This is a genomic window from Nonomuraea sp. NPDC000554, from assembly GCF_040300065.1.
GTDB lineage: Bacteria > Actinomycetota > Actinomycetes > Streptosporangiales > Streptosporangiaceae > Nonomuraea.
This window is the reverse complement of sequence record NZ_JBEPDC010000004.1, coordinates 275,498-301,577: the sequence shown is the minus strand read 5'-3', so window position 1 is coordinate 301,577 and position 26,080 is coordinate 275,498. Positions and strand designations below refer to the sequence as shown.

Below are 26,080 nucleotides of genomic sequence, written 5' to 3'. Positions count from 1 at the left end.
GGGCTATGTGGGCGTTCTCCTCCTGAAGAGGTAGATGACCGGCAGGGTGCAGACCAGCGGGCCGATGATGGCGATGGGACGTTCGAGCCACCACTTGAGATCGGGCGGCACCTGCGCGCCGAGCGAGCCGAACAGCCACCACGACAGGCCGAGCGCGATGGCCATGCCGGTGGTGTGGAAGAGGAACAGCGGCAGCGCGTAGCGGTTGATGGTGTCGTTGACGCGACGCCAGCCCGGCTTCTCCAGGACGCGCTCCATCGACGGGCGCAGCACCTCCACCAGGCCGATCTGGAAGATCAGCAGGGCGACGATGACGAACGTGGGCGGCGCCATGTTGGACCACTTGTCGCCGGGGACACCGACCATCGAGCCGGGGTAGATGCCCGAGTAGACGAGCCCGAACAGGGCGAACAGGCCGGTCCACAGGACGCCGACGTCGTAGCGCCTGGGCAGGATGACGATCCGGTCGTAGAAGAACCCGGCCTGGTGCGCCAGGCCCCAGACCAGGACCATGTTGAGCCAGCCCACCCAGTCGACGCCGTAGCGGAAGCGCACCACGTCCACGACCAGGGAGGCGCCGCCGAGCCAGATCAGCGCCAGCACGTCGTAGCGGCGGTGCAGCCACAGCGCGACCGGGAGCAGCGCGATCAGCACCAGGTAGACACCGAGGAACCAGAGCGGGCTGAGCACCAGCAGCACCACCCGCCACATCCACGGCACCCCGAACGCCCAGGTGACGGCCGCGCCGATGGCGATCCAGACGCCCGACAGGAAGAGCGCGGGGACCGCCAGCGCGCGGATGCGCCGCCAGACGAACCTGCCGATGCCGAGCCCGCGCGCCTGCGCACGCTCCCACGACAGCAGGTGGACGTGCCCTCCCACGTAGAAGAAGAGCGGCAGAACCTGTAAGAGCCAGGTGAGGATCCACAGCCCGGACGTGAAGCCGAGCGGGCTGGTCGGTTCCGGGCCCTCGGGCTTCCACTGCAGGATCGTGAACGCCCAGTGCCAGACGACCACCACGACCAGGCTGAGGGCGCGCAACCAGTCGACGTACTTGTCACGCGGAGGCTTGTCACGCTGAGGAGGAGCTGTCACTTGTCGATGTCACCCACGACGAAGAACATCGAGCCGAGGATGGCCACCATGTCGGCCACGAGGTGGCCTGGCAGCATCTCGCGGAGCACCTGGATGTTGCTGTAGGACGCGGAGCGGAGCTTGAGCCGCCATGGGGTCTTGTCCCCCTTGGACACGAGGAAGTAGCCGTTGATGCCGAGCGGGTTCTCCGTCCAGGCGTAGGTGTGGCCCTCGGGCACCTTGAGCACCTTGGGCAGGCGCTGGTTGATCGGGCCCTGCATCGGGCGCAGCCGCTCGACGCACGCGTCGGCCAGGTCGAGCGAGACCTTCAGCTGGTCGAGCAGCACCTCGAAGCGCGAGTGGCAGTCGCCCGCGCTGCGGGTGACGACCTTCACGGGCAGCTCCGGGTAAGCCAGGTAGGGCTGGTCGCGCCGCAGGTCGAAGTCCACGCCGGACGCGCGGGCGATGGGGCCGCTCACGCCGTACTGCATGATCTGCTCGCGGCTGAGGACGCCGACGCCCCGCGTACGGGCGAGGAAGATCTCGTTGTTCAGGATCAGGTTCTCGATGTCGGGCACCCGGCGCCGCGTCTCGGCCACCACCTCGGAGACGCGGTCGAGCCAGCCGAGCGGCAGGTCCTCCTTGAGCCCGCCGACGCGGTTGAACATGTAGTGCATGCGTCCGCCGGAGATCTCCTCCATGACGCCCTGGATGCGTTCGCGCTCGTTGAAGGCGTAGAAGACGGGGGTGATCGCGCCCAGTTCGAGCGGGTAGGAGCCGAGGAACATCAGGTGGCTGAGCACCCGGTTCAGCTCGGCGAGCAGCGTACGCGCCCAGACCGCTCTGACGGGCGGTTCCATGCCGAGCATGCGTTCGGCGGCGATCACCACGCCCAGCTCGTTGGCGAAGCCCGACAGCCAGTCGTGCCTGTTGGCGAGCATGATGATCTGCCGGTAGTCGCGGACCTCGAACAGTTTCTCCGCGCCCCGGTGCATGTAGCCGATGATCGGTTCGGCGGCGGCGATGCGCTCGCCGTCGAGCGTCAGCCTGAGCCTCAGCACGCCGTGGGTGGACGGGTGCTGCGGGCCGATGTTGAGGATCATGTCCTCGGTGGCGAGCTCTTTCGCGCCTGCCCCGATCCCGACCACGCGTTCCGTCATACGGCCATGCTGCCACCGGCCGCTGTGGTGTTCCAGCCGGGGGGCCCAACCGGACACAACGGGGCAAGGGTCAAGGAACGGTATGGAAGCGCATCGCGGGGTGTCGGGAGGGGAGGGGTACCAGGGACGGGGGGAGAGACCACCATGAAGAGAGTTCTGTTCGATGGAGCCGCGCTGATCTCCCGGCTGCTGATCGGCGTGATCTTCTTGGCGCACGGATTGCAGAAGTGGCAGGTCGGCTTCGGGGTCACGGGCCGGCTGCTCACCCAGGCGGGCATCCCGCTGCCGCAGCTCTCGGCCGTGTACGCCACTGTCGTGGAGACTGTCGGCGGCGCCTTCCTGATCATCGGCCTGCTGGTGCGGCTGTCGGCGCTGCTGCTGCTCCTCGAGATGATCGGCGCGTACCTCTTCGTGCACGCCGGTCACGGGATCTTCGTCGAGACCGGAGGGTGGGAGCTCGCCGGCTTCGCGGCGGCCGCGCTGCTGCCGCTCCTCGCGCTGGGCGGAGGCCGGATCGGCGTCGACGGCATCCTCAACAGGATGTACCGGCGGCGTGCCGAGCGCCGTGCCGCCGAGGCGGACCTGGCCGCGCACGCGCCGACCGTGCCCACCCCGACGGGGACCGGCGAGCCCCACGCAGGTGAGCCCCGCCCCGGAGAGACCGGGACGGGGGAGTCGGCGCATCAGACCAGGCCGACCTCGATTCCCCGGCAGGGCACCGCACCCAGCTCGGGCAAGCTGACCGACGACGACATCCCGGAGATCGACTCGCTGATCTCCGACGAGCCGGGGAAGCGGCGCCCGCCGAACCGCTGACGAGAGCCGACCGCCACCCGAGCGTGACGGACTAGCTGTACTCGGCCCGGCGGGTCACCAACCCGCTGGCCGAGTACGGCTAGCGCCGGGTGGTGAGGTCGCGGAGCGCTTCGACCAGGCGGTCGACGTGCTCCTCGGTCGTGCCCAGGCCGATGGAGGCCCGCACGGCCGAGGCGGTGCCGTCCTCGCAACCGCCGTCGGCCGTCCCGAGCAGGTGCCGGACGAACGGGTGCGCGCAGAACTTGCCGTCGCGCACCCCGATCCCGTACTCGCCCGAAAGCGCCTCGGCGACCTCGCGGGCCGCATACCCGTCGACGACGAACGAGACGATGCCGACCCGCGGGTGGTCAGGACCCCACAGTGACAGCTCGCGCACGCCGTCGATGGCGGCCAGCCCGGCGCGGAGCCGCGTGATCAGCCGCTCCTCCTCACGCTCCACCGCGGTCCAGCCGGTGGCGCTCAGCGCGTCGCAGGCGGCGGCGATCGCGATCGCGCCGAGCACGTTGGGGGTGCCCGCCTCGTGGCGTGGCTCCGGGTCGTCGTGCCAGTCGGTGCCCTGGTCGGCGGCGTCGGCTGCGCCGACGGAGCGGACCGCGCCGCCGCCCTTCAGGTAGGGCTCGCCGTCCGAGAGCCAGTCGCGCCTGCCGACGAGGACGCCCGCGCCGAACGGCGCGTACAGCTTGTGCCCGGAGAAGGCCACGTAGTCGAGGTCGAGCGCCGTCAGGTTGAGCCGCCGGTGGGGGACGAGCTGGGCCGCGTCGACCAGGATGCGGGCGCCGTGGCGGTGCGCGATGTGGGCGAGGGCGGCGATCGGCCAGAGCTCGCCGGTGACGTTGGACGCGGCGGTGACGACCAGCAGCTTGGGCCCGTCGATGCCGGCCAGCGCCTCGTCGGCGATGCGGACGGCCTCACCGGGGAAGGGGGGCGGCGCAAGGCGTACCGAGCGGGCCCAGGGCAGCAGCGACGCGTGGTGCTCGGTGTCGAAGACGACCACGGTGGTGTCGGCGGGGAGGCAGCCGGCCAGCAGGTTGGTGGCGTCGGTGGTGTTGCGGGTGAAGATCACCGCGTCGTCGGGACGGGCGCCGACGAAGGCCCTGACGGTGTGCCGGGCCTGCTCGTAGCGGGCGGTGGTGAGCTGGGAGGCGTACCCCGCGCCGCGGTGCACGCTGGAGTAGGCCGGGAGCGCGGCGGTGACGGCCGCGCTGACCGGCTCGAGACAGGGGGCGCTCGCCGCGTAGTCGAGGTTGGCGTAGCCGACGAGCTTGCCGCCCTTGACCGGCACTTCCAGGTCCGCGCCGAGCACGGCGGGCAGGGGACGCCGGTCGTGGAGGGGACGGTTCTCGCGAGCGGCGGGGACCGTCGCGGAGTTGAAGATCGTCAGCGTGGACACAGCAAACCTCCTGGGGTCATCGGACCCCTGGAGCAGCCACGGAGCCCGCGCTTGCCCGCCACACCCCGTGGCGGACCAGGTCTTCACCCGGGGCACCCCGCCGCGGACGCGAGGGTTGCCGGCCAGCAAGCCGGGGCTGTGCGCTGGCACTCATGACCTACGTCGGGAACTATAACCGACACCCGGCCCACGATCGCAAGTCCCGAACTTCTCCAGCCATTGGGTCGTTGGACCCAGAACACGGCACGGAGGTAGGCAGATGTGGGACTGGGTCCTCGACCCTCAGATCTGGATCGGGTTCTTCACCCTGGTCGCCCTGGAGATCGTCCTGGGCATCGACAACATCATCTTCATCTCCATCCTGGCCGGGAAGCTGCCGCCTGAGCAACGGGACAAGGCCCGGGTGATGGGCCTGGGCGCGGCTCTGATCAGCCGTCTGCTCCTGCTGCTCGGGCTGTCGTGGGTGGTGCGGCTGAAAACGCCGCTGTTCGAGGTGTTCGGGCACGGCATCTCGGGACGCGACCTGATCCTGCTGCTGGGCGGGCTGTTCCTGCTGGCCAAGAGTGTCACGGAGATCGGCCACAGCATGGACGCCAAGCCCGAGGGCGGCAAGTCCCGGGCCGTCACCTCGTTCGCCTCGGTGATCGTCCAGATCATGATCCTGGACGTGGTCTTCTCGCTCGACTCGGTGATCACCGCTGTCGGCATGGTGGACGAGCTCGGCGTGATGATCGCGGCGGTGATCGTGGCGGTGCTGGTGATGCTGTTCGCCTCGGGGCCGATCTCCAGGTTCGTCGACAGGCATCCGAGCATCAAGATGCTGGCGCTGGCGTTCCTCGTGCTCATCGGGGTGGTGCTCGTCGCCGAGGGGCTGGGCCAGCACATCCCCAAGGGCTACATCTACTTCGCGATGGCGTTCTCGGTCGTCGTGGAACTGCTCAACATCCGCGTACGCAACAAGCACGCCAAGCACGAAGAGGTCGCTTCTAAGATGAAATAGTGCGCTTCGATCCTTGGAATCCGGATTTTGTCGCTTTCCCCTACGGTGTCTACTCCGAGCTGAGGCGTGACGCGCCCGTCAGCTTCTTCGAGCCGACGGGCCAGTGGCTCGTCTCCCGCCACGCCGACGTGAACGCCCTGCTCAGGGATCGCCGGCTGGGCCGGTCCTACCTGCAGGTGGCCACGCACGAGGAGTTCGGCAGGCAGCCGGAGCCGGAGTTCCAGGAGCCGTTCTGGCGGATCTCCAGAGCGGGCATGCTGGACGTCGAGCCGCCGGTGCACACCAGGCTGCGCCGGCTGGTCTCCAAGGCGTTCACCCCGCGCATGGTCGAGTCGCTCCGCCCCCGGGTCCGCGGCATCGCCGAGGGCCTGGTCGGCGCGTTCGTGGAGAAGGGCGGCGGCGACCTCATCGCCGAGGTGGCCGAGCCGCTCCCGGTGACGGTGATCGCCGAGATGCTCGGCATCCCCGAGCAGGACAGGCACCTGTTGCGTCCCTGGTCGGCCGACATGTGCGGGATGTACGAGCTCAACCCGAGCCTGCAGGCCCAGCACGCGGCCGTCAGGGCGGCGTCGGAGTTCGCCGACTACCTCAAGGACCTGGCGCGCTCCAGGAAGGCCGCCCCCGGCGACGACCTGATCAGCGCCCTCGCCCAGATCGACGAGCTGACCGAGGACGAGCTGGCCGGCACCTGCGTCCTGCTGCTCAACGCCGGCCACGAGGCCACCGTGAACGTGACGGGCAACGGCTGGCGGGCCCTGCTGCGCAACCCGGACGAGCTGGCCAGGCTGCGCGAGGACCGCTCGCTGCTGCCCATGGCCATCGAGGAGCTGATGCGCTGGGACACCCCGCTGCAGCTGTTCGAGCGCTGGGTGCTGGAGGACATCGAGATCCACGGGGTCCGCATCCCGCGCGGGGTCGAGGTGGCGCTGCTGTTCGGTTCGGCCAACCACGACCCTGAGGTGTTCGACGACCCCGAACGGCTCGACGTGGGCCGCGCGGACAACCCGCACATCTCCTTCGGCGCGGGCATCCACTTCTGCCTGGGCGCGCCGCTGGCCAGGATCGAGCTGATGGAGTCGTTCGGCGCGCTGCTGGACCGGACGTCCAAGCTGGAACTCGTCAGCGAGCCCGAGTGGAAGCCCGGCTACGTCATCAGGGGCCTGCGGTCGCTGGACCTCAGCGTCGCTGGCTGAGCCAGCCGAAGCCGCCCAGGCCCAGCGGGTCGATCAGCTCGGCCTCCTCCGAGGCTCGGGCCAGGGCCCGGAGATAGCCGCGCGGATCGGTGCGGGCCAGGTCGATCGGCGGACGGGTGCCGGTGATGCCCAGCGCCCGCAGCGCGTCGCGCTGTGTGGACAAGGTTGTGGATATCGCACCGGCCAGTTCGCCGGCCGCCGCGCATGCGTCGAGCGCGACATGTGCGGTGATATCGCAGGTACCGTCGGGGATGGGCGCGACGACCGAACCGTCGCGGTATCCGGTGAGTGTGCCGCAAGGCGGACGGTTATCCACAGGGTGTGCATAATCGACGGCCACCGCGCGCCCCTTCCTGAGCCGTCCCAGGACGGAGGCCCAGGCCGCGTCGCGGGGGCAGCCGATCTCGGCTCGCGAGCCCACTCGCGACAGCCGCCACCACCGGTCGAGCCAGGCGCGGTCGGCGGGAGGCGGCGGGTCGCCGAGCCGTTCCTCGCCCGTCTCCGTGTCGACCAGGACGAGCCGGGGCCCGTCGGCGGTCTGCTCGACGACGTCCAGCGGGACGTTGTCGAGCCACTCGTTGGCGATCGCCAGCCCGGTGATGCCCGAGGGGATCGTCGCCCGCCAGGCGATCGGCTCGGCCAGGCCGTCGGGCCTGGTGGAGAGCTCGACGGCGGTGATGCGCAGCCGCTCGCGCAGCGCGGGCTCCGCGGCGTCGAGGACGCGGCCGACGAGGACGCCCTCGCCCGCGCCGATGTCGACGAGGTCGAGCCGGGGCGGCGAGCCGAGTTCGGCGTCGACCTCCAGCAGCAGGGCCAGCACGGCCTCGGCGAACGCGGCCGAGGCGCTGACCGAGGTGCGGAAGTGGCCGGAAGGCCGTTCTCGCAGGTAGAAGCCGCCCTCGCCGTACAGCGCGCGCTGGGTCGCGGCGCGCCAGGTGAGCCACATGCCCTGGACTATCTCACGCTCTGGGCGGACAACGCACAGTAATGAGATGGCCACGCCTTGTGGCGAACATGCGCTAGCGTTACCGAAAGTCATCGAGCGGCCACGACCGGTCGTCCCCTATGTGTCGGGGTGGTCGTCTCGAACGTGGCATTCGTCCCCCGCGGCTCAGGCCGCGTTCCGAGAGGAGCTCTCGTGTTCAAGAAGACCCTGGTCGTGGCCGGCGCGCTCGCCATGCTGTCGCTGGCCGCCCCCGCCTACGCCGACGACACCAGCGGCGACGGCGGTGTGCTGTCCGGCAACCAGATCTTCGCGCCCATCACCGTGCCGATCGACGTCTGCGGCAACGCGGTGGCGATCCTCGGCATCGCGGGCGCCGGCTGCATGGGCGGCGCCTCCGCCCACGTGCACCGCTACTAGACAGGAGCCCGGGCCGGCTTGAGACGCCGGTCCGAGCTCTGCGGCCGGCCAGTCGGCGGATGGCCGTGCCACGTGCGCACCCCCGAGGGGTCTGAGGGCACGGTGGCGGGCGTCGGGCCCAGCCAGGGCTCGGCGCCCGCTGCCCTGCGATGGCCCCCCTCTCCTCATCTCTTCCGACAGGGGGTGCACGATTTGTCTGCCCTTGTCGGATATGTCGCTAACTCAACATGCGGCAAAACCCCCGTCACATGCGTAGTGCCTGGTGGCCGTTACGCTGGTCGGCAGTGCCATCAGGTCGACAGGGGTGGGACGTCATGGACGCAGGTGATCGCCCGGCACGGCTGGCCGTCGGCGTGCTGGGAGCAGGGAAGGTCGGGTCCGCGCTCGGCGCGGCGCTCGCCCAGGCGGGGCACCGGGTCGTCGCCGCCAGCGGGGTCTCCGACACCTCCCGTCGCTGGGCCGCCGATCGGCTCGGCGTCGAGCTGTCCAGGCCCGACGAAGTGGTCACGACGGCGGAGCTGATCCTGCTCACCGTGCCCGACGACGCGCTGCCCGACCTCGTCACGGGGCTGGCCGCGACGGGCGCCGACCTCAGGGGCAAGATCCTCGTCCACACCAGCGGCGCGTACGGGCTGTCGGTGCTCGATCCGGCGGCCGAGGCGGGGGCGATGCCGCTCGCGCTGCACCCGGTGATGACGTTCACCGGCAGGGACGACGACCTGAACAAGATCACCGGGTCCTCGTTCGGCGTGACCGCGCCCGAGCCGCTGCGTCCCATCGCCGAGGCCCTGGTCATCGAGATGGGCGGCGAACCCGTCTGGATCGCCGACTCCGACCGCGCGCTCTACCACGCGGCCCTGGCGAACGCGGCCAACCACATGGTCACGCTCATCGCGGAGTCGTCCGAGCTGCTGCACCGCATCGGCGTCGAGCACCCGGGCCGGATGCTCGGCCCGCTGCTCGGCGCGGCCCTCGACAACGTGCTCAGGCTCGGCATCGCCGGACTGACGGGCCCGGTGGTGCGCGGCGACGCGGGAACCGTGCGCAAGCACGTCGACGCGCTGATCCTGGCGGCGCCCGAGGCGGCCGACGCCTACATCGCGCTGGCCAGGCTGACGGCCGACAGGGCGCTGGCGGCCGGGCTGCTCAAGCCGGAGGAGGCCGAACGCCTGCTCGACGCCCTCGGGGGAAACATATGGACGTGACCGCCTTAGGAGGGGAACGCATGCAGCTGACCGTCGCCCGCAACCGTACCGACCTGGTCGACGCCCGCGGCCAGGGCGCGGTCGCGCTGGTGCCGACCATGGGCGCGCTGCACGAGGGCCACCGCTCGCTGATCCGCGAGGCCCGCGCCCGCGCCCGGCACGTGGTGGTGAGCATCTTCGTCAACCCGCTGCAGTTCGCCCCGGGCGAGGACTTCTCCCGCTATCCGCGCACCTTCGACGCCGACCTTGAGATCTGCCGCGCCGAGCGGGTGGACGTCGTCTTCGCCCCCTCGGCGGAGGACATGTACCGTCCCGACCGCCAGGTGGGCGTGCACGCCGGGCGGATGGGCGAGATCGTCGAGGGCGCGTCCAGGCCCGGCCACTTCGACGGCGTGCTCACGGTCGTGCTCAAGCTGTTCAACCTGGTCCAGCCCGACGTCGCGGTCTTCGGGCAGAAGGACGCCCAGCAACTCGCCCTGATCCGGCGCATGGTGGCCGATTTCGACCTGCCCGTGGAGATCGTCGGCGCGCCGACCGTCCGCGAGACCGACGGGCTGGCGCTGTCGAGCCGCAACCGCTACCTGTCTGCCGACGACCGGCAGGTGGCCCTGACCCTGTCGCGGGCCCTGCGCGCGGGCGCGGTGGAGTTCGCCCCGTCGAAGATCCGCGCGGCGGCGCAGGCCGTGCTCGACGGGGCCGGCCCCGCGCTGTCGGTCGACTACCTCGCGCTGGTCGATCCCGGCACCTTCGAGGAGGTGGGCGAGGCGTTCAAGGGCGAGGCGGTGCTCGCGGTCGCGGCCAGGGTCGGCGCCACGCGGCTGATCGACAACGTCGTCCTGACCCTGGACGGCTGAACCGCCCCCCGGGGCCGGGGCACTCGCGGGCGGACGTTATCGTCGTGTTGACGAAATCGTCCAGCGAGGAGGTCCCCCATGAGTGCACCGGCGATTCCCCTCCGGCTGACGGCCCCTGAGCCCGGCTGGACCGTCGAGGCGGACGTGGTCGTCGTGGGCTCGGGCGTCGCCGGGCTGACGGTGGCCCTGCGGTACGCGGAGCTCGATCCGGCGGCCAGGGTCCTGGTCGTCACCAAAGACGTGCTCTCGTCCGGGTCCACCAGGTGGGCGCAGGGTGGGATCGCGGCCGTCCTCGACCCGGCCGACACGCCCGAGGAGCACGTGAACGACACGCTGCTGGCCGGGGTCGGGCTGTGCGACGTCCGGGCCGTGCGGGCGCTGGTGACCGAGGGGCCTGGCGCGCTGCGGCGGCTGATGGCGCGCGGCGCGCGCTTCGACCGCACCGCCGACGGGGAGCTCCAGCTCTCCCGCGAAGGCGGCCATCGGCGCGACCGCATCGTGCACGCCGGGGGCGACGCCACGGGCGCCGAGGTGCAGCGGGCCCTGGCCGAGGCGGTGCGGGCGGGCGCCGTCGAGGTGATCGAGCACGCGCTGGTGCTCGACCTGCTCAAGGACGCCAGGGGCCGGGCCACGGGCGTCACGCTGCACGTGATGGGCGAGGGAGCGCGCGACGGGGTGGGCGCGGTCCGCGCCAGGGCGGTGGTGCTCGCCACGGGCGGCATGGGCCAGGTCTACGCGTCCACGACGAACCCCGCCGTCTCCACGGGCGACGGGGTGGCGCTCGCGCTCAGGGCCGGGGCGGTGGTGCGCGACCTGGAGTTCGTCCAGTTCCATCCCACCGTGCTCTGGCTGGGGGAGGGCTCCACCGGGCAGCAGCCGCTGATCTCCGAGGCGGTCAGGGGCGAGGGCGCGTTCCTGATCGACCACGAGGGCAACCGGTTCATGCGGGACGTGCACGAGCTGGCCGACCTGGCGCCGCGCGACGTCGTGGCCAAGGCCATCATGCGCGCCATACGCGAGAGCGGGCGCGACCACGTCCACCTCGACGGCCGGCACTTCGGCGCGGAGCGGTGGCAGTCCAGGTTCCCCACGATCTACGCGGTCTGCCGTGAGCACGGCATCGACCCCGCCACCGAGCCGATCCCGGTCGCCCCGGCCGCGCACTACGCCAGCGGCGGCGTCCGCACGGACCTGCGCGGCAGGACGTCCATCGAAGGGCTGTACGCGTGCGGCGAGGTCGCCTGCACCGGCGTGCACGGCGCGAACCGGCTGGCCTCCAACTCGCTGCTGGAGGGCCTGGTGTTCGCCGAGCGCATCGCGCGGGACATCCACGAGGGACGTCCCGCGCCCGGCGAGCCCGTTGCGGGCCAGGGGCCGACCGGCCTGGTCGATCCCAGGACCAGGGCCAGGATCCAGGCTCACCTGAGCACCGGAGCCGGCGTGCTGCGCAGCCGCGAGTCGCTCGCGGCCACGGCCAGGGCGCTGCGCGACGCCCGCTGGACCCCCGTCGCGGTGGCGCCGTGCACCGAGGCGTGGGAGGCGACGAACCTGCTCACCGTGGCCACCGTGCTGGTGGGCGCCGCGGGGGCACGGCTGGAGACGCGCGGATCGCACTGGCGCGAGGACTTCCCCGAGCGCGACGACAACGACTGGCTGGGGCACCTGGACGTGACCCTGACGGAGGAGGGGCAACGCATGACGTACACGCCGCACGGAGACGCGATGCCGGTTCGCCTGGCGCAGGAGCTGGCCGCGGCGGAGCTGGACGCGTCCGAGGTGGACGCGCTGATCGACCGCGCGCTGGCGGAGGATCTGACGGACGCGGGCGACGTGACCAGCGCCGCGACCGTCCCGGCCGAGCAGCGCTCGGTCGCCGACGTGGTGGCGCGTGCCGACGGCATCGTCGCGGGCCTGGCGGTCGCCGAGGCGGTGTTCGTCAGGCTGGGCGCGGCGCGGGTGGAGCGCAGGACCAAGGACGGCGAGCGCGTCAGGGCGGGTGACGTGCTGATGACGGTCGAGGGCCCGACGCGCGGCCTGCTGACCGCCGAGCGCACCGCGCTGAACCTGCTCACCCACCTGTCGGGCGTCGCCACGCTGACCGGCAGGTGGGTCGAGGCGGTCAGCGGGACGGGGACGCGGGTGCGCGACAGCCGCAAGACGCTGCCGGGGCTGCGGGCGCTGGAGAAGTACGCGGTGCGGTGCGGCGGCGGGGTCAACCACCGGATGTCGCTGTCGGACGCGGCCCTGATCAAGGACAACCACGTGGTGGCCGCGGGCGGCGTGGCCGAGGCTTTCCGCGCGGTGCGAGAGCGGTATCCGGAGCTGCCCATCGAGGTGGAGGTCGACCGGATCGACCAGCTGGGTCCGGTGCTGGACGAGGGGGCCCAGGAGATCCTGCTGGACAACTTCACGGTCGAGGAGACCGCTCAGGCCGTCCAAATTGTGAGAAACAGGGCAAAACTGGAAGCGAGTGGGGGGTTGACCTTGGAATCCGCCCGTGATGTAGCTGAAACTGGCGTTGACTACCTTGCGGTGGGCGCTCTCACGCACTCGGCGCAGGCCCTGGACATCGCGCTGGACCTACGGGGGTAATTGATGCTGCTCACGATCGACGTCGGCAACACGCATACGGTGCTCGGCCTCTTCGAGGGCGACGAGGTCATCGAGCACTGGCGGCTGGCCACCGACGCCCGCCGCACCGCCGACGAGATCGCGGTCGTCCTCCAGGGTTTGCTGGGCCAGTCGCCGCTGCTCAAGGGGGCCGACATCAGCGGCATCGCGATCTGCTCGACCGTGCCGAGCGTGCTGAACGAGATGCGCGAGATGTGCCGCCGGTACTACGGCGACGTGACCGCGGTGATCGTGGAGCCGGGCGTGCGCACCGGCGTGCCCGTCCGGATGGACAATCCCAAGGAGGTCGGCAGTGACCGCATCGTCAACGCGCTGGCGGCCATCGACCAGTACGGCGGGCCCTGCATCATCGTCGACTTCGGCACCGCCACCTCGTTCGACGCCGTCTCGGCCAAGGGCGAGTACGTCGGCGCCGTCACCGCGCCCGGCATCGAGATCTCCGTCGACGCGCTCGCGGCAGCCGGCGCCCAGCTGCACAAGGTGGAACTGGTCAGGCCCCGCTCGGTGATCGCCAAGAACACCGTCGAGGCGTTGCAGGCGGGCATCATCTACGGATTCGCCGGCCAGGTCGACGGCATCGTCGAGCGGATGGCCGCCGAGCTGTCCGACGACCCCGACGAGGTCACCGTGGTGGCGACCGGCGGGCACGCGGCGCTGGTGGTCGGCGAGTCGCGCTCGATCGACGTGCACGAGCCGTGGCTGACGCTCATCGGCCTGCGGCTCGTCTACAACAGGAACGCGACCTAGACGGGAACGCGTCCCCGCTGGACAGCGGAACAGGCGGCCCCCGCTCGGGATGGGGGCCGCCTGTGGCTGCGGACGACTACTCGGCTTCGGCGGTGTACAGGTAGTCCCACCGGCCGCACCTGGTCGGGTAGCCACCCGACGGCCCGACCTGGCAGACCTTCACCCGCAGGCTGAAGACGTCCTCGGTGTCGAACTGGAACTTCTTGTAGCCGGGGAAGCCGCAGTACTTCTTGGTGTAGACCGTCGACCAGTCGTGGTCGAAGTCGCTGGCCTGGAACTGCACGTATCCGCACTTGCCGCCCTCGTCGTAGTCGCGGTCGTCCCGGTCGTAGAGCCTGCCGCTGACGTGCACGGAGTTCGACTCCTGGTCGTCGTCCCACTGGACGTTGACCGAACCCTGCGACTTGGCCAGGCGGTGCTGGGCGTAGACCGGGCCCCAGTAGTCGGAGTAGTCGTCGTAGCTGGGCGAGTCGGCGGTGGTCGCCGCGCTCGCGGCCGAAGGAAGCGACAGGGCCAGCGCGCTCGTGGCTGCGACGGCGAGGAAGCCTACCGCGATCTTCTTTAACATGATCTCTCCTTGAGCTCCCCCTGGTCCGGCGCCCTGCCGGCCCCCCTGAGCTCGTTGAGTCATTGGTAAGGCGGAGCTCTTGCAGCACCCCTGCAGAGAACCGACGAACTCTTTCAGTTCGCCATATCCCCTACTCTTTGTGGGGTGAGCGAGGAACTTCCTGAGCAGATGCGCATCCGGAGGGAGAAGCTCGACCGCCTTCGCAGCGAGGGCGTCGACCCTTACCCGGTGAACTTCCCCCGTACGGCCACCAACGCCGAGATCAGGGAGAAATACCAGGGCCTCGAGCCTGACACCGCGACCGGCGACCGCGTCGGCATCGCGGGCCGCGTCATGCTCAACCGCGTCGGCGGCAAGCTCTGCTTCGCCACGCTCCGCGACGGCGGCGGCGACCTCCAGGTCATGATCTCGCTCGACAAGGTCGGCGAGGAGTCGCTGGCGGCCTGGAAGCGCGACGTCGACCTGGGCGACCATGTCGGTATCGAGGGCGAGGTCATCACCTCCCGGCGCGGTGAGCTGTCGATCCTGGCCGACCGGTGGCAGATCACGTCCAAGTGCCTGCGGCCGCTGCCCGAGAAGCACGTGGGGCTCACCGACCCCGAGGCGCGCGTCCGGCAGCGCTACGTCGACCTCATCGTCAACGACGAGGCCCGCGAGATGGCCCGCATCCGCAGCGCCACCGTGCGCGCCGTGCGCGACTTCTGGCACGAGGAGGGCTACCTCGAGGTCGAGACGCCGATGCTGCAGCCGATCCACGGCGGCGCGGCGGCCCGTCCGTTCGCCACCCACATCAACGCCTACAACATGGAGCTCTACCTTCGCATCGCGATCGAGCTCTACCTGAAGCGGCTCGTGGTCGGCGGCATCGAGAAGGTCTTCGAGATCAACCGGAACTTCCGCAACGAAGGCGCCGACTCCACGCACAACCCCGAGTTCACCATGATCGAGGCGTACGGCACCTACCTCGACTACAACGACATGGCCGACCTCACCCAGCGCATGTACCAGAAGGCCGTGGTGGCCGCGCTGGGCACCTCGGTGGTCGTGCACGAAGGCGTCGAGGTCGATCTGGGCATCGAGCAGTGGCCCCGCATCACGCTGTACGGCGCGGTGTCCGAGGCGGTGGGCGAGGAGATCACCACCGACACGCCGCTCGAACGGGTCCGCGTGCTGGCCGACAAGCACGACGTCCACTGGGATGCGAAGTGGGGCCAGGGCAAGCTGGTCCAGGAGATCTTCGAGGCGCTGGTCGAGCACACGCTCATCCAGCCCACGTTCGTCATGGACTACCCGCTGGAGACCTCCCCGCTGACCCGCCAGCACCGCGACAACCCGCTGCTGACCGAGAAGTGGGATCTCATCGGCTTCGGTACCGAGCTCGGCACCGCCTACTCCGAGCTCGTCGACCCGATCGAGCAGCGCCGTCGCCTGGTGGAGCAGTCGCTGCTGGCCGCGGGCGGCGACCCCGAGGCCATGCAGCTCGACGAGGACTTCCTGCAGGCGCTGGAGTACGCGATGCCGCCCACGGGTGGCATGGGCGCCGGCATCGACCGGATGATCATGGCGTTCACCGGCAAGAACATCCGCGAGACCATCCTGTTCCCGCTGGTGAAGCCCTCGCAGTGACCACCCCGCCCCGCCGCCCGACGCGGCGGGGCACCCCAGACTCACGCGGACGGCAACGTGGCGCGGGCGGGCTCAGGGCACCAGGACGAGGCGGCCGCGCAGACCGCCCGAGGCGAGGCGGGCGTGCGCGTCGGCGGCCTTCTCCAGCGGGTAGGTGTCCGCCATCCGGAGCGTCAGCCTGCCCGTCTCGACGAGCCGGGCCAGCTCGGCGAGCTGCGCCGCGTCCGCGCGGAAGAAGACCGACGCCACGTCGGTGCCCCGCAGGGGGACGAGCGAGAACCCGGGCGTGAGCGAGACGAACGTGCCGCCGTCCCGTACCGCGTCGAGCGCGCCCAGGCCGATGACCGCCGCGTCGACGCAGGCGTCCACACCGCCCGCCACGAGCGCCCTGACGGACGCGGCGAGATCCGCCGAACGCGGGACGAACCACTCGGCCCCGAGGCCCCGTACGAGCTCCTCGTCGCCAGGGCCGGCCACCGCCACCACCCGCAGCCCGCGCAGGGCCGCCAGCTCCACCAGGTAGCCGCCGACAGCCCCCGCGGCTCCGGTCACCAGGAGCGTCTGTCCCTGCGAGAGGCCGGCGCGGTCCAGGGCCTGCCAGGCGGTCAGCCCGTTGAGCGGGATCGTCGCCGCCTCGGCCGCCGGGACGCCCCGCGGAGCCCGTGCGACGGCCGACGCGTCCAGCACCACGTACTCGGCCTGGGCCTTGACCGGCAGTTCCAGCCTGGCTGCCAGCCCGATGACCTCGTCCCCGACCTCGAAGGCGGCGCCCGCGCCGACCTGGTCGACGGTTCCGGCCACGTCGAAGCCGAGCCCGTAGGAGTCAAGCGGGCGCGCCACGCCGTACTGCGCCAGCGTCCCCGCGGCCACGGCGAGGTCGAAGGGGTTCACCCCTGCCGCCGACACCCTGATCCGTACCTGAAGGGGTCCTGCCTCCGGCACCGGGACCTCCACCAGCCGGGGAGCGCCGGAACCGCCGATGAGTGCACGCATGTTCGTCATGTCGTCGACCGTAGGAGAGTTACTCTCTCACAGTAAGTAGGCACCCAGAAGTGCGTAACCGACCGGGAGGAGCGCGACGTGGCGACGAGGACGGCGGCCGAACGGCGGGTCGAGGCCAAGCAGGCGTTCGACGCCTACATCGCTCAGTGCCCGTCCAGGAAGCTGCTCGACCGGCTCAGCGACAAGTGGGTGACGCTGGTGCTCAACGCGCTGTCCGGGGGGCCGCTCCGCTACGGCGACCTGACCAGGATCATCGCCGGGGTCAGCCAGAAGATGCTCACCCAGACCGTACGCGGGCTCGAACGCGACGGCCTGGTCACGCGTACGGTCACGCCGTCGGTGCCGGTCCGGGTCGACTACGAGCTGACGCCGCTGGGCGAGAGCCTGCTGCCGCTGATGGCCGCGATCAAGAGCTGGGCCGAGACGCACATCGGCGACGTCGAGACCGCCAGAGAGCGCTACGACGCCACCCCGTCCAGCGGGTGAGCCGGGCCGGCCCGCCTGCGCCTGGCCCGCCGGGTTTCAGAGACCGGCCCGTCCCGCACAGTCGGGTCAAGGCCGCGGGCCGGCATCTCGCGGAAGCGCGCATTTTTGTAAGTCGGGTACGGCTCCCGAAGAAAATCTTCATTGATGGGATCGAATCCCAGCACATCGGTAGCTGTCATCGACGAAGGAGGAGCACTGTAAGGATCAGTGTGATCGCTCATTGTGCTCCGAAGTGTGCCGACATATGGCGAGTAGTTCACATAGAGCTGATCATGTCAATGCAGGTCGTCAAATGCGGCGATCGTCATGCTTGACGGCGTTTCAGAGAAGCGTTTACCTTCTGCGAGACGAGCAGCTTTGCAGGGGTCAGAGCTGTTGGGGGGAGGGCTCCCGATGGATGTGCTCACTGAAGGCGTTGAGCTCAGCTATGCCGATTTAGCGTTGCTGGCAGAGCTGGCCAAGGGAGTCACAGTAGATCGGGTCGGAAGGCGTCTGGATATCAGCGGACGGACGGTTCGCCGAAGACTTCGCGGAATCTGCGACAGAATCGGCGTGGCCACCGCGATCGAGGCGGTGGCCTGGGCCGCGAGGCGTCAGCTCATCTGACGCGTCCCCTTCAGTCGGCGATGCGCACGGCGCCCGCGAACGGGCGTCGGGCCAGCGGCGCGATGCGCACGACGTCGCCCGTCTGCGGCGCGTGCACCATCATGCCGCCGCCGATGTAGATGCCGACGTGGTGCAGGTCGCCGTAGAAGAACACCAGGTCGCCGGGGCGCAGCTCCTCCCTGGAGATGTGCTTGCCCGCGGTCCACTGGTCGCCCGTGTAGTGCGGCAGCGAGATGCCCACCTGCTGGTAGGCCGCCATCACCAGGCCGGAGCAGTCGTAGGAGCCCGGCCCCTCGGCGCCCCAGACGTACGGCTTGAGCTGCTGGGTGAGCGCCCACCTGGCGGCTTGGGCGGCCTTGCCCGATCCGGCGATGGGCAGGCTCACCCGCGTGGCGCGGGTGCCGGGACGTCCGGCCTCGCCGATCGCGCGCTTGAACAGGCCGCTCTCCACCTTGGCGACCAGCTTGGTGATCTTGTCACGCCTGCTGCCCAGATCGGAGACGAGCTGCTGGACCTCCGTGATGCGCGAGGTGGCGGTCGTCTTGGCCTGCTCGGCGTTCGCCCTCGCGGTGGCGAGCTGGTTGACCTCCTGGCCCCGCTCCTGTGCGAGGACGTACGTCGTCGCCGCCCTGTCAAGGAAGGACTCGGGATCGGAGTCGCCGGCGAAGGTCAGGCCCCGGTCGAAACCGCCGGAGATGTACTCGTGCTGGATCAGCAGGCTCGCCTTCGCGCGCTTGGCGGCCAGATCGGTCTCGCTGGTGGCCAGGACCTTCTTGGCGGCGTTGACGGCCTTCTGAGCGGCCTTGAGCTTCTCGCGCTGGCCGTTGTACTGCTCGCTCAGCGTCTCGATCTCGTTGTGCATCTTCTCGACGCGGTCGGAGAGCTCCTTGAGCGAGGGCTTGGGTTCGGCGGCGGCCGAACCGACGGGGAGGGTGAAGACCAGGGCCGCGATCGCGGCGCCGACCACGCCGAACCGGAGGACGCGCCTGCTGGAGGGCGCCGGTTCTGGGGGGCGGGCGTGCTTGCCCGCCGACTTCCCCCCACGGTCGCGCGTGCGCTTCACCAACAAGCTCCTCTCGTAGGCGCCTACCGGGTTAGCTGACGGGTTCGGGCCGGAGCAGCCCTACCGGACGCGGTGGTCCGGATTCACCCCGGGGTGGTGGCGCCTGATCATCTCGCCACCGCTGGGTCCCCGGCTCCCCGCGTGGGGATTGGGCGCGCCATCGCCACGGGTCGCGGCGGTGGCATCGTCGCTGGACACTAGTGCACTCGCGGTTGGTGCTCAACCAGAACTGCCAAGTCTGTTGAGGTTTCACAACCGAAGAGTCACAAGGTGATCTCGTGCCCACACGTACAGAACAGACTTTATGCCCACTTTGACCAAGCTTGGCATGGTAGGCGGTCGGATGAACGGGACGAATCCCAACGTGCTCGTCCGGCCACGGCATGTCACAAGATGGGGGAGCGATGAGAGATAGGGGTGAGCCGTAATCGGATCTGTACGCTGGAGAGCCATGGAGCAGGTCGCCGAACTGTCAGTCGCTGACACCGAGACCGTCGTGCGGCGTGCCCGCACGCCCGACGTCCGGACCATCAGGCGCCTGGTCGACACCTACGCCGGCGCCGGCCCTCGGATGCTGGAGAAGGCCACCGTCACCCTGTACGAGGACGTGCAGGAGTTCTGGGTGGCCGAGAGGGGCGGGCGGGTCGTCGGCTGTGGGGCGCTGCACGTGCTCTGGGAGGACCTGGCGGAGATCCGTACCGTCGCGGTGGACCCCGATCTCCGTGGGTTCGGAATCGGCCACCAGATCGTCTCCGCCTTGATCGGCACGGCAAAGGATCTTGGGCTGCGCCGTGTTTTCTGTCTCACTTTCGAGGTGGATTTCTTCGCGAGGCACGGATTCCAGCCGATCAACGGCACGCCGGTCTCGCCCGAGGTCTACGCCGAGCTCCTGGCCTCGTACGACGAGGGTGTGGCCGAGTTCCTTGATCTGGAGCACGTCAAGCCGAACACCCTGGGCAACACCCGGATGCTGCTCCACTTGACATCGGGTGACACAGGCCTTGACTAAGTGGAAAGGTGATTGTTGATACCTATGTCGATACGTTGGGCGGCACAGGCATGTGTCCTGACATGTGCCACACGCGCACTCGAAGCGAGGTGACACGGTGAGCACCGGACAGCCGCCGTATCCACAGGACGACTCCGGCGAGAATCCGCCTCCCGGGATCCCCGAATACGGACAACAAAACGCGAGCCGCCCTCACGGTCAGCCCGATCCCGACGCCACCGTCGTGGGCTACCGGGTCGACGACGCGTACGGGCAGCCCGGCTACGGGCAGCAGCCGCAGTACGGCCAGCCTGGCCAGCAGTACGGGCAGCAGCCGCAGTACGGTCAGCCCCCATACGGCCAGCAGGGTCAGCAGTACGGCCAGCAGGCCTCCTCCCAGCCTCAGCCCGGCTACGGTCAGCAGCCGCAGTACGGGCAGCAGGGTTACGGGCAGCAGGCTCCGTCGCAGCCTGACTACGGTCAGCAGCAGTACGGTCAGCAGCCCGGCTCCGGCCAGCAGGGTTACGGGCAGCAGGCTCCGTCGCAGCCCGACTACGGCCAGCAGCCGCAGTACGGCCAGCAGAGTTACGGCCAGCAGGCCCCCTCCCAGCCCGACTACGGCCAGCAGCCGCAGTACGGGCAGCAGGCTTCGTCGCAACCCGACTACGGTCAGCAGCCGCAGTACGGGCAGCAGGGCCACGGGCAGCAGGCCCCCTCCCAGCCCGACTACGGCCAGCAACAGCAGTACGGCCAGCAGGGCTACGGTCAGCAGCCTCCCTCGGGCCAGCAGTACGGCCAGCAGCAGGACTACGGCCAGGGCCAGGGTTACGGTCAGCAGCAGGACTACGGCCAGGGCCAGGGTTACGGTCAGCAGCAGGACTACGGCCAGGGCCAGGGTTACGGTCAGCAGCAGTACGGCCAGCCCGGATACGGCCAGCAGCAGTACGGCCAGCCGCAGCAGTACGGTCAGCCCGGCTACGGGCAGCAGTACGGCCAGCAGGGATACGGGCAGCCGGTGGGCGTGCAGCCGCCCGGCGCGCCTGCCCCGCTCGCCGAATGGTGGCAGCGCCTGGCGGCGAGGATCATCGACGGCGTCATCTTCGGCATCGTCTACTTCGTGATCGCCCTGCTCGTCACATCGTTGCTGCTCGCCAGCTACGACTCGACCACCGGGACGATGAGCGGCGGCCTGGGCTCGTTCGGCGTGGGCTTGGTGAGCACGATCCTGTTGGTGGTGCTCTACGTCGGTTACGACTTCCTCCTGCACAAGATGAACGGCCAGACGGTCGGCAAGATGGTCCTGGGCATCAAGGTCGTCCCCGTGGGCCAGATGCTCCCTCCCGGCGGGCTCCCCGCCGACCAGGCCATCAAGCGCGCCGGGGTCACCTGGGGCGGCTACATCCTCTGGTGGATCCCGGTCCTGGGGCAGCTGATCGCCTTCGTCTGCACCGCGTTGAACGGCGCGTCCCAGCTGTGGGACAAGCCGTTGCAGCAGACGTTCGCCGACAAGGTCGCACAGACCGTGGTGGTGAAGATCAAGTAGTCTTCGCGCACCTAAACAGGGGCCGGCGTCCAGCCGGTCCCTGTTTTGCGTGTGCGGGCCGTACCAAAATGGGAGGCGCGGTTCCCCGAACGTGAGGTGGCTTATGACCGGCACGTGGACGTACACGGTGCCCGCTGAATGGTGGGAACGACTGGCCGCCCGGCTCATTGAGGCACTCGTCTTCGGTGTCTTCTATTACATTCTGTTCATCACGCTGTGGGGTGTCTTCCGAACTGTCGGGCTGTCCGACGCGTTCGACGGTCGGCTGCCCGGCGTGTTCGCCTGGTTGGCCGCCGGGCTGGGATATACGGTCTACGACTGGATCGCGCATTCCGGTGGCGGCCGCACGTTCGGCAAGGCGATCATGGGGATTCGACTGGCGCCCGAGGGTCTTCCGCGCGGTGCGCTGCTCAAACGGGCGCTGGTGTATCCAGGGCCCGCGATGCTGATGGGCATTCCGATCGTGAATCTGCTGGTCGGAATCTTCGCGTTCGGTGTCGGCTTGCTCATCCTGGTCGACAAGCCGTACGAGCGCGGGCCGCACGATAGGCTCGCGGGAACGCGTGTGGTCAAAGATCTTCGCTAGCCATGCACACCTGCAGGGATAGCTTTTCGCAAAATTTTCTCTTGATCCGGTAAGGAGCCTGGAGAGACTGGCATTAAGCTGTGTGACGTCCGGGTTGCCGGATCTCGGCTCCCCTGCCACACAGTGGGGGTCAGTGTGCCGCTATGGTCGTGTGCGGGCGGTTCACCTCGCGAGGCGATGACGGCTCGCACCCGACGGTCGGTCGGTCTTAAAGCGCCCCCTGAAACCAGGTCCGCTGTGGAGGCGAGGACGAATGGAAGCCGTAACAGACGTATTGTCAGCGCTCATCCCCCCGCTCGTCGTGGCCGGCGCCTTCGTCTTTGGCGTTGTGAAGTTGGTGCGGTCCCCTGAGGGGCCCCGCGCGCGGGCAAACCGCCGGGATCAGGCGGAGAACCACTGATCAGCTAGTCAGCCGAATCCCCGTAGCGCTGAATTGTGTCCGCGCCTTTCCGGGTATATGTTTGGGTCGGCGAATGAAACAATGCTCCGGGAAAGGATTGCGTAGATGGCCAAGCAGATCCAGGAGATTCTCATCGATGACCTCGATGGGGGCGAGGCCAATGAGACGGTCAGCTTCGCTATTGACGGCTCCACGTATGAGATTGACCTCAGCGACCTAAACGCGAAGAAGCTGAGGGACGCGCTCACGCCATTCGTGCAGCACGCTCGCCGGGCAGGTGCCGTCTCCGCGCGTCGTCGTGGTCGTGGCGGGCAGCGTGCGATGAGCCGCGAGAAGAGCTCGGAGATCCGGCAGTGGGCCAAGGCTCACGGCCTGCCGGTCAGCGAGCGCGGCCGAATCGCCTCCACCGTCGTAGAGAAGTACGAAGCGGCGCACTAAGGTGCCGTCGTCCGACCATGCGCTTATGCCGTTCGCCTAGGACCCCGGCGATCGCCATAAGCGCATGATCATTTATGAGTAGCCCTCAGCTTCTCGATGGTTGCTCGCGTCGATCTTCTAATGCGCCCAAATACGGACGCTTAGCTCGTCGGCCCCTGATTCCCGGGTGTGTCCCTTTTCCGGGGCTGGTTCGTTCCAGGAGTGCCATCGCGAGGGCCTCCCGGAAGCCGTCTGGTAACCGGGCTGACCAGTCCGAGGTAGATTTCTCCGTCGAGAACCCCTTGCCCGCAGGGCCTGCGGGTCACGACCGCGTGTGCTCCGCCGCGAGAAGTGGCGCCGCGTTTGGACGTCCACATAGGATGTTCTGGTATGGGTTACGTACGCGGCAACCCTGACGTTCAGACGCGACCACCCCAGGTCGAGTGGTGTGAGCGTCCGACGGCCGAGCCGTGCTGATCTGTCCCCGCCGAGGGGGGCAATTGCCGGTGCTCGCGAGTAGCGCCCTAAACCTCGTTCGCTTGCGGCGTATCGGGAACACGACACCCTCTGACAGTAGTTGGATGGAGGGTGAACGCCCTGCTCCCGGGGAACGTTTCTGCTATAGAGCGTGTCAGTGGCAGAGGGCACGGTTCGCCGGGCCAGGGCTAGCATGCGGGATGACGGGACCGGATTTACCGGCCTGGCTGACCGCTCTGTGAGGAGCGACGAGATGTTCGAGAGGTTCACCGACCGAGCGAGGCGGGTTGTCGTCTTGGCCCAAGAAGAGGCCAGGATGCTCAACCACAACTACATCGGCACTGAGCACATTCTTCTTGGATTGATCCATGAAGGTGAGGGCGTAGCCGCCAAGGCTCTGGAGAGCCTGGGCATCAGCCTTGAAGGAGTGCGTCAGCAGGTCGAGGAGATCATCGGCCAGGGCCAGTCGGCTCCGTCGGGGCACATTCCGTTCACCCCGCGGGCCAAGAAGGTTCTTGAGCTGTCGCTCCGTGAGGCTTTGCAGCTGGGTCACAACTACATCGGCACCGAGCACATCCTGCTCGGGCTCATCCGCGAGGGTGAGGGTGTGGCGGCTCAGGTGCTGGTCAAGCTTGGAGCTGATCTCAACCGTGTTCGGCAGCAGGTCATCCAGTTGCTCCACGGTTACCAGGGCAAGGAGCCGGCCGCCGCGGGCGGTCCCCAGGAGTCGGCTCCGTCCACCTCCCTGGTGCTCGACCAGTTCGGCCGCAACCTGACCCAGGCCGCCCGCGAGGGCAAGCTGGATCCGGTCATCGGCCGCGAGAAGGAGATCGAGCGGGTCATGCAGGTCCTCTCCCGGAGGACCAAGAACAACCCCGTTCTCATCGGCGAGCCCGGCGTCGGCAAGACCGCCGTCGTCGAGGGCCTGTCGCAGAAGATCGTCAGGGGCGAGGTGCCCGAGACGCTGAAGGACAAGCAGCTGTACACGCTTGACCTCGGCGCGCTGGTCGCCGGCTCCCGCTACCGCGGTGACTTCGAGGAGCGCCTGAAGAAGGTGCTCAAGGAGATCCGCACGCGCGGCGACATCATCCTGTTCATCGACGAGCTGCACACGCTCGTGGGTGCGGGCGCCGCCGAGGGCGCCATCGACGCCGCCAGCATCCTCAAGCCCATGCTGGCCCGCGGCGAGCTGCAGACCATCGGCGCCACGACTCTCGACGAGTACCGCAAGTACCTCGAGAAGGACGCCGCGCTCGAGCGGCGCTTCCAGCCGATCCAGGTGGCGGAGCCCTCGCTCAGCCACACGATCGAGATCCTCAAGGGTCTGCGCGACCGCTACGAGGCGCACCACCGGGTGTCCATCACCGACGGCGCGCTGGTGGCCGCCGCCCAGCTGGCCGACCGTTACATCAGCGACCGCTACCTGCCCGACAAGGCGATCGACCTCATCGACGAGGCCGGTTCGCGGATGCGCATCCGCCGGATGACCGCTCCGCCGGACCTGCGCGAGTACGACGAGAAGATCGCCAACGTCCGCCGCGACAAGGAGTCCGCGATCGACGCGCAGGACTTCGAGAAGGCGGCTGCCCTCCGCGACCAGGAGAAGCAGCTGCAGCTCAAGCGCGAGCGGCGGGAGAAGGAGTGGAAGGCCGGCGACATGGATGTCGTGGCCGAGGTCACCGAGGAGCTCATCGCCGAGGTCCTCGCGACCGCCACCGGCATCCCGGTCTTCAAGCTGACCGAGGAGGAGTCGCAGCGCCTGCTCCGCATGGAGGACGAACTCCACAAGCGGATCATCGGCCAGGACGACGCCATCAAGGGTCTGTCGCGGTCCATCCGGCGTACCCGCGCCGGTCTGAAGGATCCGCGCCGTCCCGGTGGGTCGTTCATCTTCGCGGGTCCGTCCGGTGTCGGTAAGACCGAGCTGTCCAAGGCGCTGGCGGAGTTCCTCTTCGGCGACGAGGACGCTCTGATCAGCCTGGACATGTCGGAGTTCATGGAGAAGCACACCGTCTCCAGGCTGTTCGGCTCGCCTCCCGGCTACGTCGGGTACGAGGAGGGCGGTCAGCTCACCGAGAAGGTGCGGCGCAAGCCGTTCTCCGTGGTCCTCTTCGATGAGATCGAGAAGGCCCACCCCGACATCTTCAACTCGCTGCTGCAGATCCTGGAAGACGGTCGCCTGACCGACGCCCAGGGCCGGGTGGTCGACTTCAAGAACACGGTCATCATCATGACCACCAACCTCGGTACCCGCGACATCTCCAAGGGCATCGGGGTCGGGTTCGCGAAGTCCAACGACACCGAGTCCAACTACGAGCGGATGAAGGGGAAGGTGCAGGAGGAGCTCAAGCAGCACTTCCGGCCCGAGTTCCTGAACCGTGTCGACGACATCGTGGTCTTCCACCAGCTGACGCCGAACGAGATCATCAAGATCGTCGATCTGATGCTCGCCCAGGTCGGCGCCAGGCTGAAGGACCGCGACATGGGCCTGGACGTCTCGCCCGAGGCCAAGCAGCTGCTGGCCGACCGTGGCTACGACCCGGTCATGGGCGCTCGTCCGCTGCGCCGGACGATCCAGCGCGAGCTGGAGGACTCTCTGTCGGAGAAGATCCTCTACGGCGAGCTGCGTCCTGGCCAGGTCGTCAAGGTCACCGTCGAGGGCGAGGGCGACAACGCCAAGTTCATCTTCGTGGGTGAGCAGGCGTCGCAGATCCCCGACTCGGCCGCGGCTATCGCAGCACCGATCCAGCACTAGCCGAAGATCGCCGAAGCCCCCGTGGGAGAACCCTCCCACGGGGGCTTCTGGCATAGGTAAAGCGGCCGTTGCGTAATTGTTGGCTTGGCTGGTGTTTCACCACCGCAAGTAGTACTACTCTGTGTAGAGT

General features: G+C 69.0%; 23 protein-coding genes and 2 riboswitches. Of the genes, 16 read left to right on the top strand and 7 right to left on the bottom strand.

From position 1 onward, the window contains the following. Window positions 1-3: 3 nt before the first annotated feature. Window positions 4-1,095 carry an acyltransferase family protein gene (locus ABT294_RS10295; RefSeq protein WP_350804916.1) on the bottom strand — a complete coding sequence of 364 codons (1,092 nt, stop codon included), beginning with the start codon at window positions 1,093-1,095 and terminating at the stop codon, window positions 4-6. Continuing rightward, the gene (locus ABT294_RS10290; protein ID WP_350804914.1) at window positions 1,092-2,234 is read right to left on the bottom strand and encodes an NADH-quinone oxidoreductase subunit D; all 1,143 of its coding nucleotides are present in this window, start codon (window positions 2,232-2,234) and stop codon (window positions 1,092-1,094) included. The genes ABT294_RS10295 and ABT294_RS10290 overlap by 4 nt, the downstream gene beginning before the upstream one ends. A gap of 144 nt (window positions 2,235-2,378) precedes the next feature. Between ABT294_RS10290 and ABT294_RS10285 the strand changes: the two genes are divergently transcribed. Next, window positions 2,379-3,050 (top strand): DoxX family protein, encoded by a 672-nt coding sequence (locus ABT294_RS10285; protein ID WP_350804913.1) that lies wholly within the window; start codon window positions 2,379-2,381, stop codon window positions 3,048-3,050. A gap of 79 nt (window positions 3,051-3,129) precedes the next feature. Here ABT294_RS10285 and ABT294_RS10280 read toward each other — a convergent pair whose 3' ends face one another. Continuing rightward, window positions 3,130-4,440, bottom strand: a complete 1,311-nt coding sequence (locus ABT294_RS10280; protein ID WP_502912002.1) for an aminotransferase class V-fold PLP-dependent enzyme — start codon at window positions 4,438-4,440, stop codon at window positions 3,130-3,132. Between the two features lie 42 nt (window positions 4,441-4,482). Beyond that, window positions 4,483-4,598: riboswitch (SAM riboswitch) on the bottom strand. 101 nt (window positions 4,599-4,699) lie between these two features. Here ABT294_RS10280 and ABT294_RS10275 point away from each other — a divergent pair. Continuing rightward, entirely contained in the window at window positions 4,700-5,440 is a 741-nt protein-coding gene (locus ABT294_RS10275; protein WP_350804912.1) for a TerC family protein, read from the top strand. Further along, window positions 5,440-6,633 (top strand): cytochrome P450, encoded by a 1,194-nt coding sequence (locus tag ABT294_RS10270; RefSeq protein ID WP_350804911.1) that lies wholly within the window; start codon window positions 5,440-5,442, stop codon window positions 6,631-6,633. The genes ABT294_RS10275 and ABT294_RS10270 overlap by 1 nt, the downstream gene beginning before the upstream one ends. Here ABT294_RS10270 and ABT294_RS10265 read toward each other — a convergent pair. Then, the gene (locus tag ABT294_RS10265; protein ID WP_350804909.1) at window positions 6,617-7,579 is read right to left on the bottom strand and encodes an SAM-dependent methyltransferase; all 963 of its coding nucleotides are present in this window, start codon (window positions 7,577-7,579) and stop codon (window positions 6,617-6,619) included. The genes ABT294_RS10270 and ABT294_RS10265 overlap by 17 nt on opposite strands. 192 nt (window positions 7,580-7,771) lie before the next feature. On the opposite strand from ABT294_RS10265, the gene ABT294_RS10260 reads away from it, so the two are divergent. From ABT294_RS10260 to ABT294_RS10240, 5 genes are all read left to right on the top strand, one after another. Continuing rightward, entirely contained in the window at window positions 7,772-7,996 is a 225-nt protein-coding gene (locus ABT294_RS10260; RefSeq protein WP_350804908.1) for a chaplin family protein, read from the top strand. A gap of 314 nt (window positions 7,997-8,310) precedes the next feature. After that, entirely contained in the window at window positions 8,311-9,201 is an 891-nt protein-coding gene (locus ABT294_RS10255; protein WP_350804907.1) for a Rossmann-like and DUF2520 domain-containing protein, read from the top strand. A gap of 20 nt (window positions 9,202-9,221) precedes the next feature. Continuing rightward, entirely contained in the window at window positions 9,222-10,055 is an 834-nt protein-coding gene (panC, locus tag ABT294_RS10250) for a pantoate--beta-alanine ligase (RefSeq protein WP_350804906.1), read from the top strand. A 78-nt stretch (window positions 10,056-10,133) separates the two neighbouring features. Continuing rightward, the gene (locus tag ABT294_RS10245; RefSeq protein WP_350804905.1) at window positions 10,134-12,647 is read left to right on the top strand and encodes an L-aspartate oxidase; all 2,514 of its coding nucleotides are present in this window, start codon (window positions 10,134-10,136) and stop codon (window positions 12,645-12,647) included. A 3-nt stretch (window positions 12,648-12,650) separates the two neighbouring features. Then, on the top strand, window positions 12,651-13,433 hold the full coding sequence (locus ABT294_RS10240; protein ID WP_350804903.1) for a type III pantothenate kinase: 783 nt from the start codon (window positions 12,651-12,653) through the stop codon (window positions 13,431-13,433). 76 nt (window positions 13,434-13,509) lie between these two features. Here the strand turns inward: ABT294_RS10240 and ABT294_RS10235 are convergent, their stop codons facing one another. Further along, window positions 13,510-14,001 (bottom strand): hypothetical protein, encoded by a 492-nt coding sequence (locus ABT294_RS10235; protein WP_350804902.1) that lies wholly within the window; start codon window positions 13,999-14,001, stop codon window positions 13,510-13,512. Between the two features lie 144 nt (window positions 14,002-14,145). On the opposite strand from ABT294_RS10235, the gene lysX reads away from it, so the two are divergent. Next, on the top strand, window positions 14,146-15,627 hold the full coding sequence (gene lysX, locus ABT294_RS10230; RefSeq protein WP_350804901.1) for a bifunctional lysylphosphatidylglycerol synthetase/lysine--tRNA ligase LysX: 1,482 nt from the start codon (window positions 14,146-14,148) through the stop codon (window positions 15,625-15,627). Between the two features lie 72 nt (window positions 15,628-15,699). On the opposite strand, the gene ABT294_RS10225 is transcribed toward lysX, so the two are convergent. After that, a complete protein-coding gene (locus ABT294_RS10225) occupies window positions 15,700-16,629 on the bottom strand; it encodes an NADP-dependent oxidoreductase (protein ID WP_350804900.1) in 930 nt (309 codons plus the stop codon). Window positions 16,630-16,707: 78 nt separating this feature from the next. Between ABT294_RS10225 and ABT294_RS10220 the strand changes: the two genes are divergently transcribed. Together ABT294_RS10220 and ABT294_RS10215 are read left to right on the top strand one after the other, a co-directional pair. After that, window positions 16,708-17,115 carry a winged helix-turn-helix transcriptional regulator gene (locus tag ABT294_RS10220; RefSeq protein WP_350804898.1) on the top strand — a complete coding sequence of 136 codons (408 nt, stop codon included), beginning with the start codon at window positions 16,708-16,710 and terminating at the stop codon, window positions 17,113-17,115. 393 nt (window positions 17,116-17,508) lie between these two features. After that, window positions 17,509-17,721 carry a LuxR C-terminal-related transcriptional regulator gene (locus ABT294_RS10215; protein ID WP_350804897.1) on the top strand — a complete coding sequence of 71 codons (213 nt, stop codon included), beginning with the start codon at window positions 17,509-17,511 and terminating at the stop codon, window positions 17,719-17,721. Window positions 17,722-17,731: 10 nt separating this feature from the next. On the opposite strand, the gene ABT294_RS10210 is transcribed toward ABT294_RS10215, so the two are convergent. After that, a complete protein-coding gene (locus ABT294_RS10210) occupies window positions 17,732-18,784 on the bottom strand; it encodes a C40 family peptidase (RefSeq protein ID WP_350804895.1) in 1,053 nt (350 codons plus the stop codon). Between the two features lie 5 nt (window positions 18,785-18,789). Continuing rightward, window positions 18,790-18,949: riboswitch (cyclic di-AMP (ydaO/yuaA leader) on the bottom strand. Between the two features lie 286 nt (window positions 18,950-19,235). Between ABT294_RS10210 and ABT294_RS10205 the strand changes: the two genes are divergently transcribed. The 5 genes from ABT294_RS10205 to ABT294_RS10185 all read left to right on the top strand — a co-directional run bounded on the left by ABT294_RS10205 (window position 19,236) and on the right by ABT294_RS10185 (window position 25,950). After that, entirely contained in the window at window positions 19,236-19,793 is a 558-nt protein-coding gene (locus tag ABT294_RS10205) for an amino-acid N-acetyltransferase (protein WP_350804894.1), read from the top strand. 97 nt (window positions 19,794-19,890) lie between these two features. Then, complete coding sequence (locus tag ABT294_RS10200; RefSeq protein WP_350804892.1) at window positions 19,891-21,315, top strand: RDD family protein; 1,425 nt, start codon at window positions 19,891-19,893, stop codon at window positions 21,313-21,315. Window positions 21,316-21,418: 103 nt separating this feature from the next. After that, window positions 21,419-21,901, top strand: a complete 483-nt coding sequence (locus ABT294_RS10195; protein ID WP_350804891.1) for an RDD family protein — start codon at window positions 21,419-21,421, stop codon at window positions 21,899-21,901. Window positions 21,902-22,406: 505 nt separating this feature from the next. After that, window positions 22,407-22,739 (top strand): histone-like nucleoid-structuring protein Lsr2, encoded by a 333-nt coding sequence (locus ABT294_RS10190; protein WP_350804889.1) that lies wholly within the window; start codon window positions 22,407-22,409, stop codon window positions 22,737-22,739. A 709-nt stretch (window positions 22,740-23,448) separates the two neighbouring features. Further along, on the top strand, window positions 23,449-25,950 hold the full coding sequence (locus tag ABT294_RS10185) for an ATP-dependent Clp protease ATP-binding subunit (RefSeq protein ID WP_350804887.1): 2,502 nt from the start codon (window positions 23,449-23,451) through the stop codon (window positions 25,948-25,950). Window positions 25,951-26,080 lie beyond the last annotated feature (130 nt).

Excerpts from the sequence above, each read along its gene's own strand:
- ABT294_RS10290 (WP_350804914.1), bottom strand. The coding sequence starts at position 2,234 with ATGACGGAACGCGTGGTCGGGATCGGGGCAGGCGCGAAAGAGCTCGCC.
- ABT294_RS10285 (WP_350804913.1), top strand. The coding sequence starts at position 2,379 with ATGAAGAGAGTTCTGTTCGATGGAGCCGCGCTGATCTCCCGGCTGCTG.
- ABT294_RS10275 (WP_350804912.1), top strand. The coding sequence starts at position 4,700 with ATGTGGGACTGGGTCCTCGACCCTCAGATCTGGATCGGGTTCTTCACC.
- ABT294_RS10265 (WP_350804909.1), bottom strand. The coding sequence starts at position 7,579 with ATGTGGCTCACCTGGCGCGCCGCGACCCAGCGCGCGCTGTACGGCGAG.
- ABT294_RS10255 (WP_350804907.1), top strand. The coding sequence starts at position 8,311 with ATGGACGCAGGTGATCGCCCGGCACGGCTGGCCGTCGGCGTGCTGGGA.
- panC (WP_350804906.1), top strand. The coding sequence starts at position 9,222 with ATGCAGCTGACCGTCGCCCGCAACCGTACCGACCTGGTCGACGCCCGC.
- ABT294_RS10245 (WP_350804905.1), top strand. The coding sequence starts at position 10,134 with ATGAGTGCACCGGCGATTCCCCTCCGGCTGACGGCCCCTGAGCCCGGC.
- ABT294_RS10240 (WP_350804903.1), top strand. The coding sequence starts at position 12,651 with ATGCTGCTCACGATCGACGTCGGCAACACGCATACGGTGCTCGGCCTC.
- ABT294_RS10235 (WP_350804902.1), bottom strand. The coding sequence starts at position 14,001 with ATGTTAAAGAAGATCGCGGTAGGCTTCCTCGCCGTCGCAGCCACGAGC.
- ABT294_RS10225 (WP_350804900.1), bottom strand. The coding sequence starts at position 16,629 with ATGACGAACATGCGTGCACTCATCGGCGGTTCCGGCGCTCCCCGGCTG.
- ABT294_RS10215 (WP_350804897.1), top strand. The coding sequence starts at position 17,509 with ATGGATGTGCTCACTGAAGGCGTTGAGCTCAGCTATGCCGATTTAGCG.
- ABT294_RS10205 (WP_350804894.1), top strand. The coding sequence starts at position 19,236 with ATGGAGCAGGTCGCCGAACTGTCAGTCGCTGACACCGAGACCGTCGTG.
- ABT294_RS10195 (WP_350804891.1), top strand. The coding sequence starts at position 21,419 with ATGACCGGCACGTGGACGTACACGGTGCCCGCTGAATGGTGGGAACGA.
- ABT294_RS10190 (WP_350804889.1), top strand. The coding sequence starts at position 22,407 with ATGGCCAAGCAGATCCAGGAGATTCTCATCGATGACCTCGATGGGGGC.
- ABT294_RS10185 (WP_350804887.1), top strand. The coding sequence starts at position 23,449 with ATGTTCGAGAGGTTCACCGACCGAGCGAGGCGGGTTGTCGTCTTGGCC.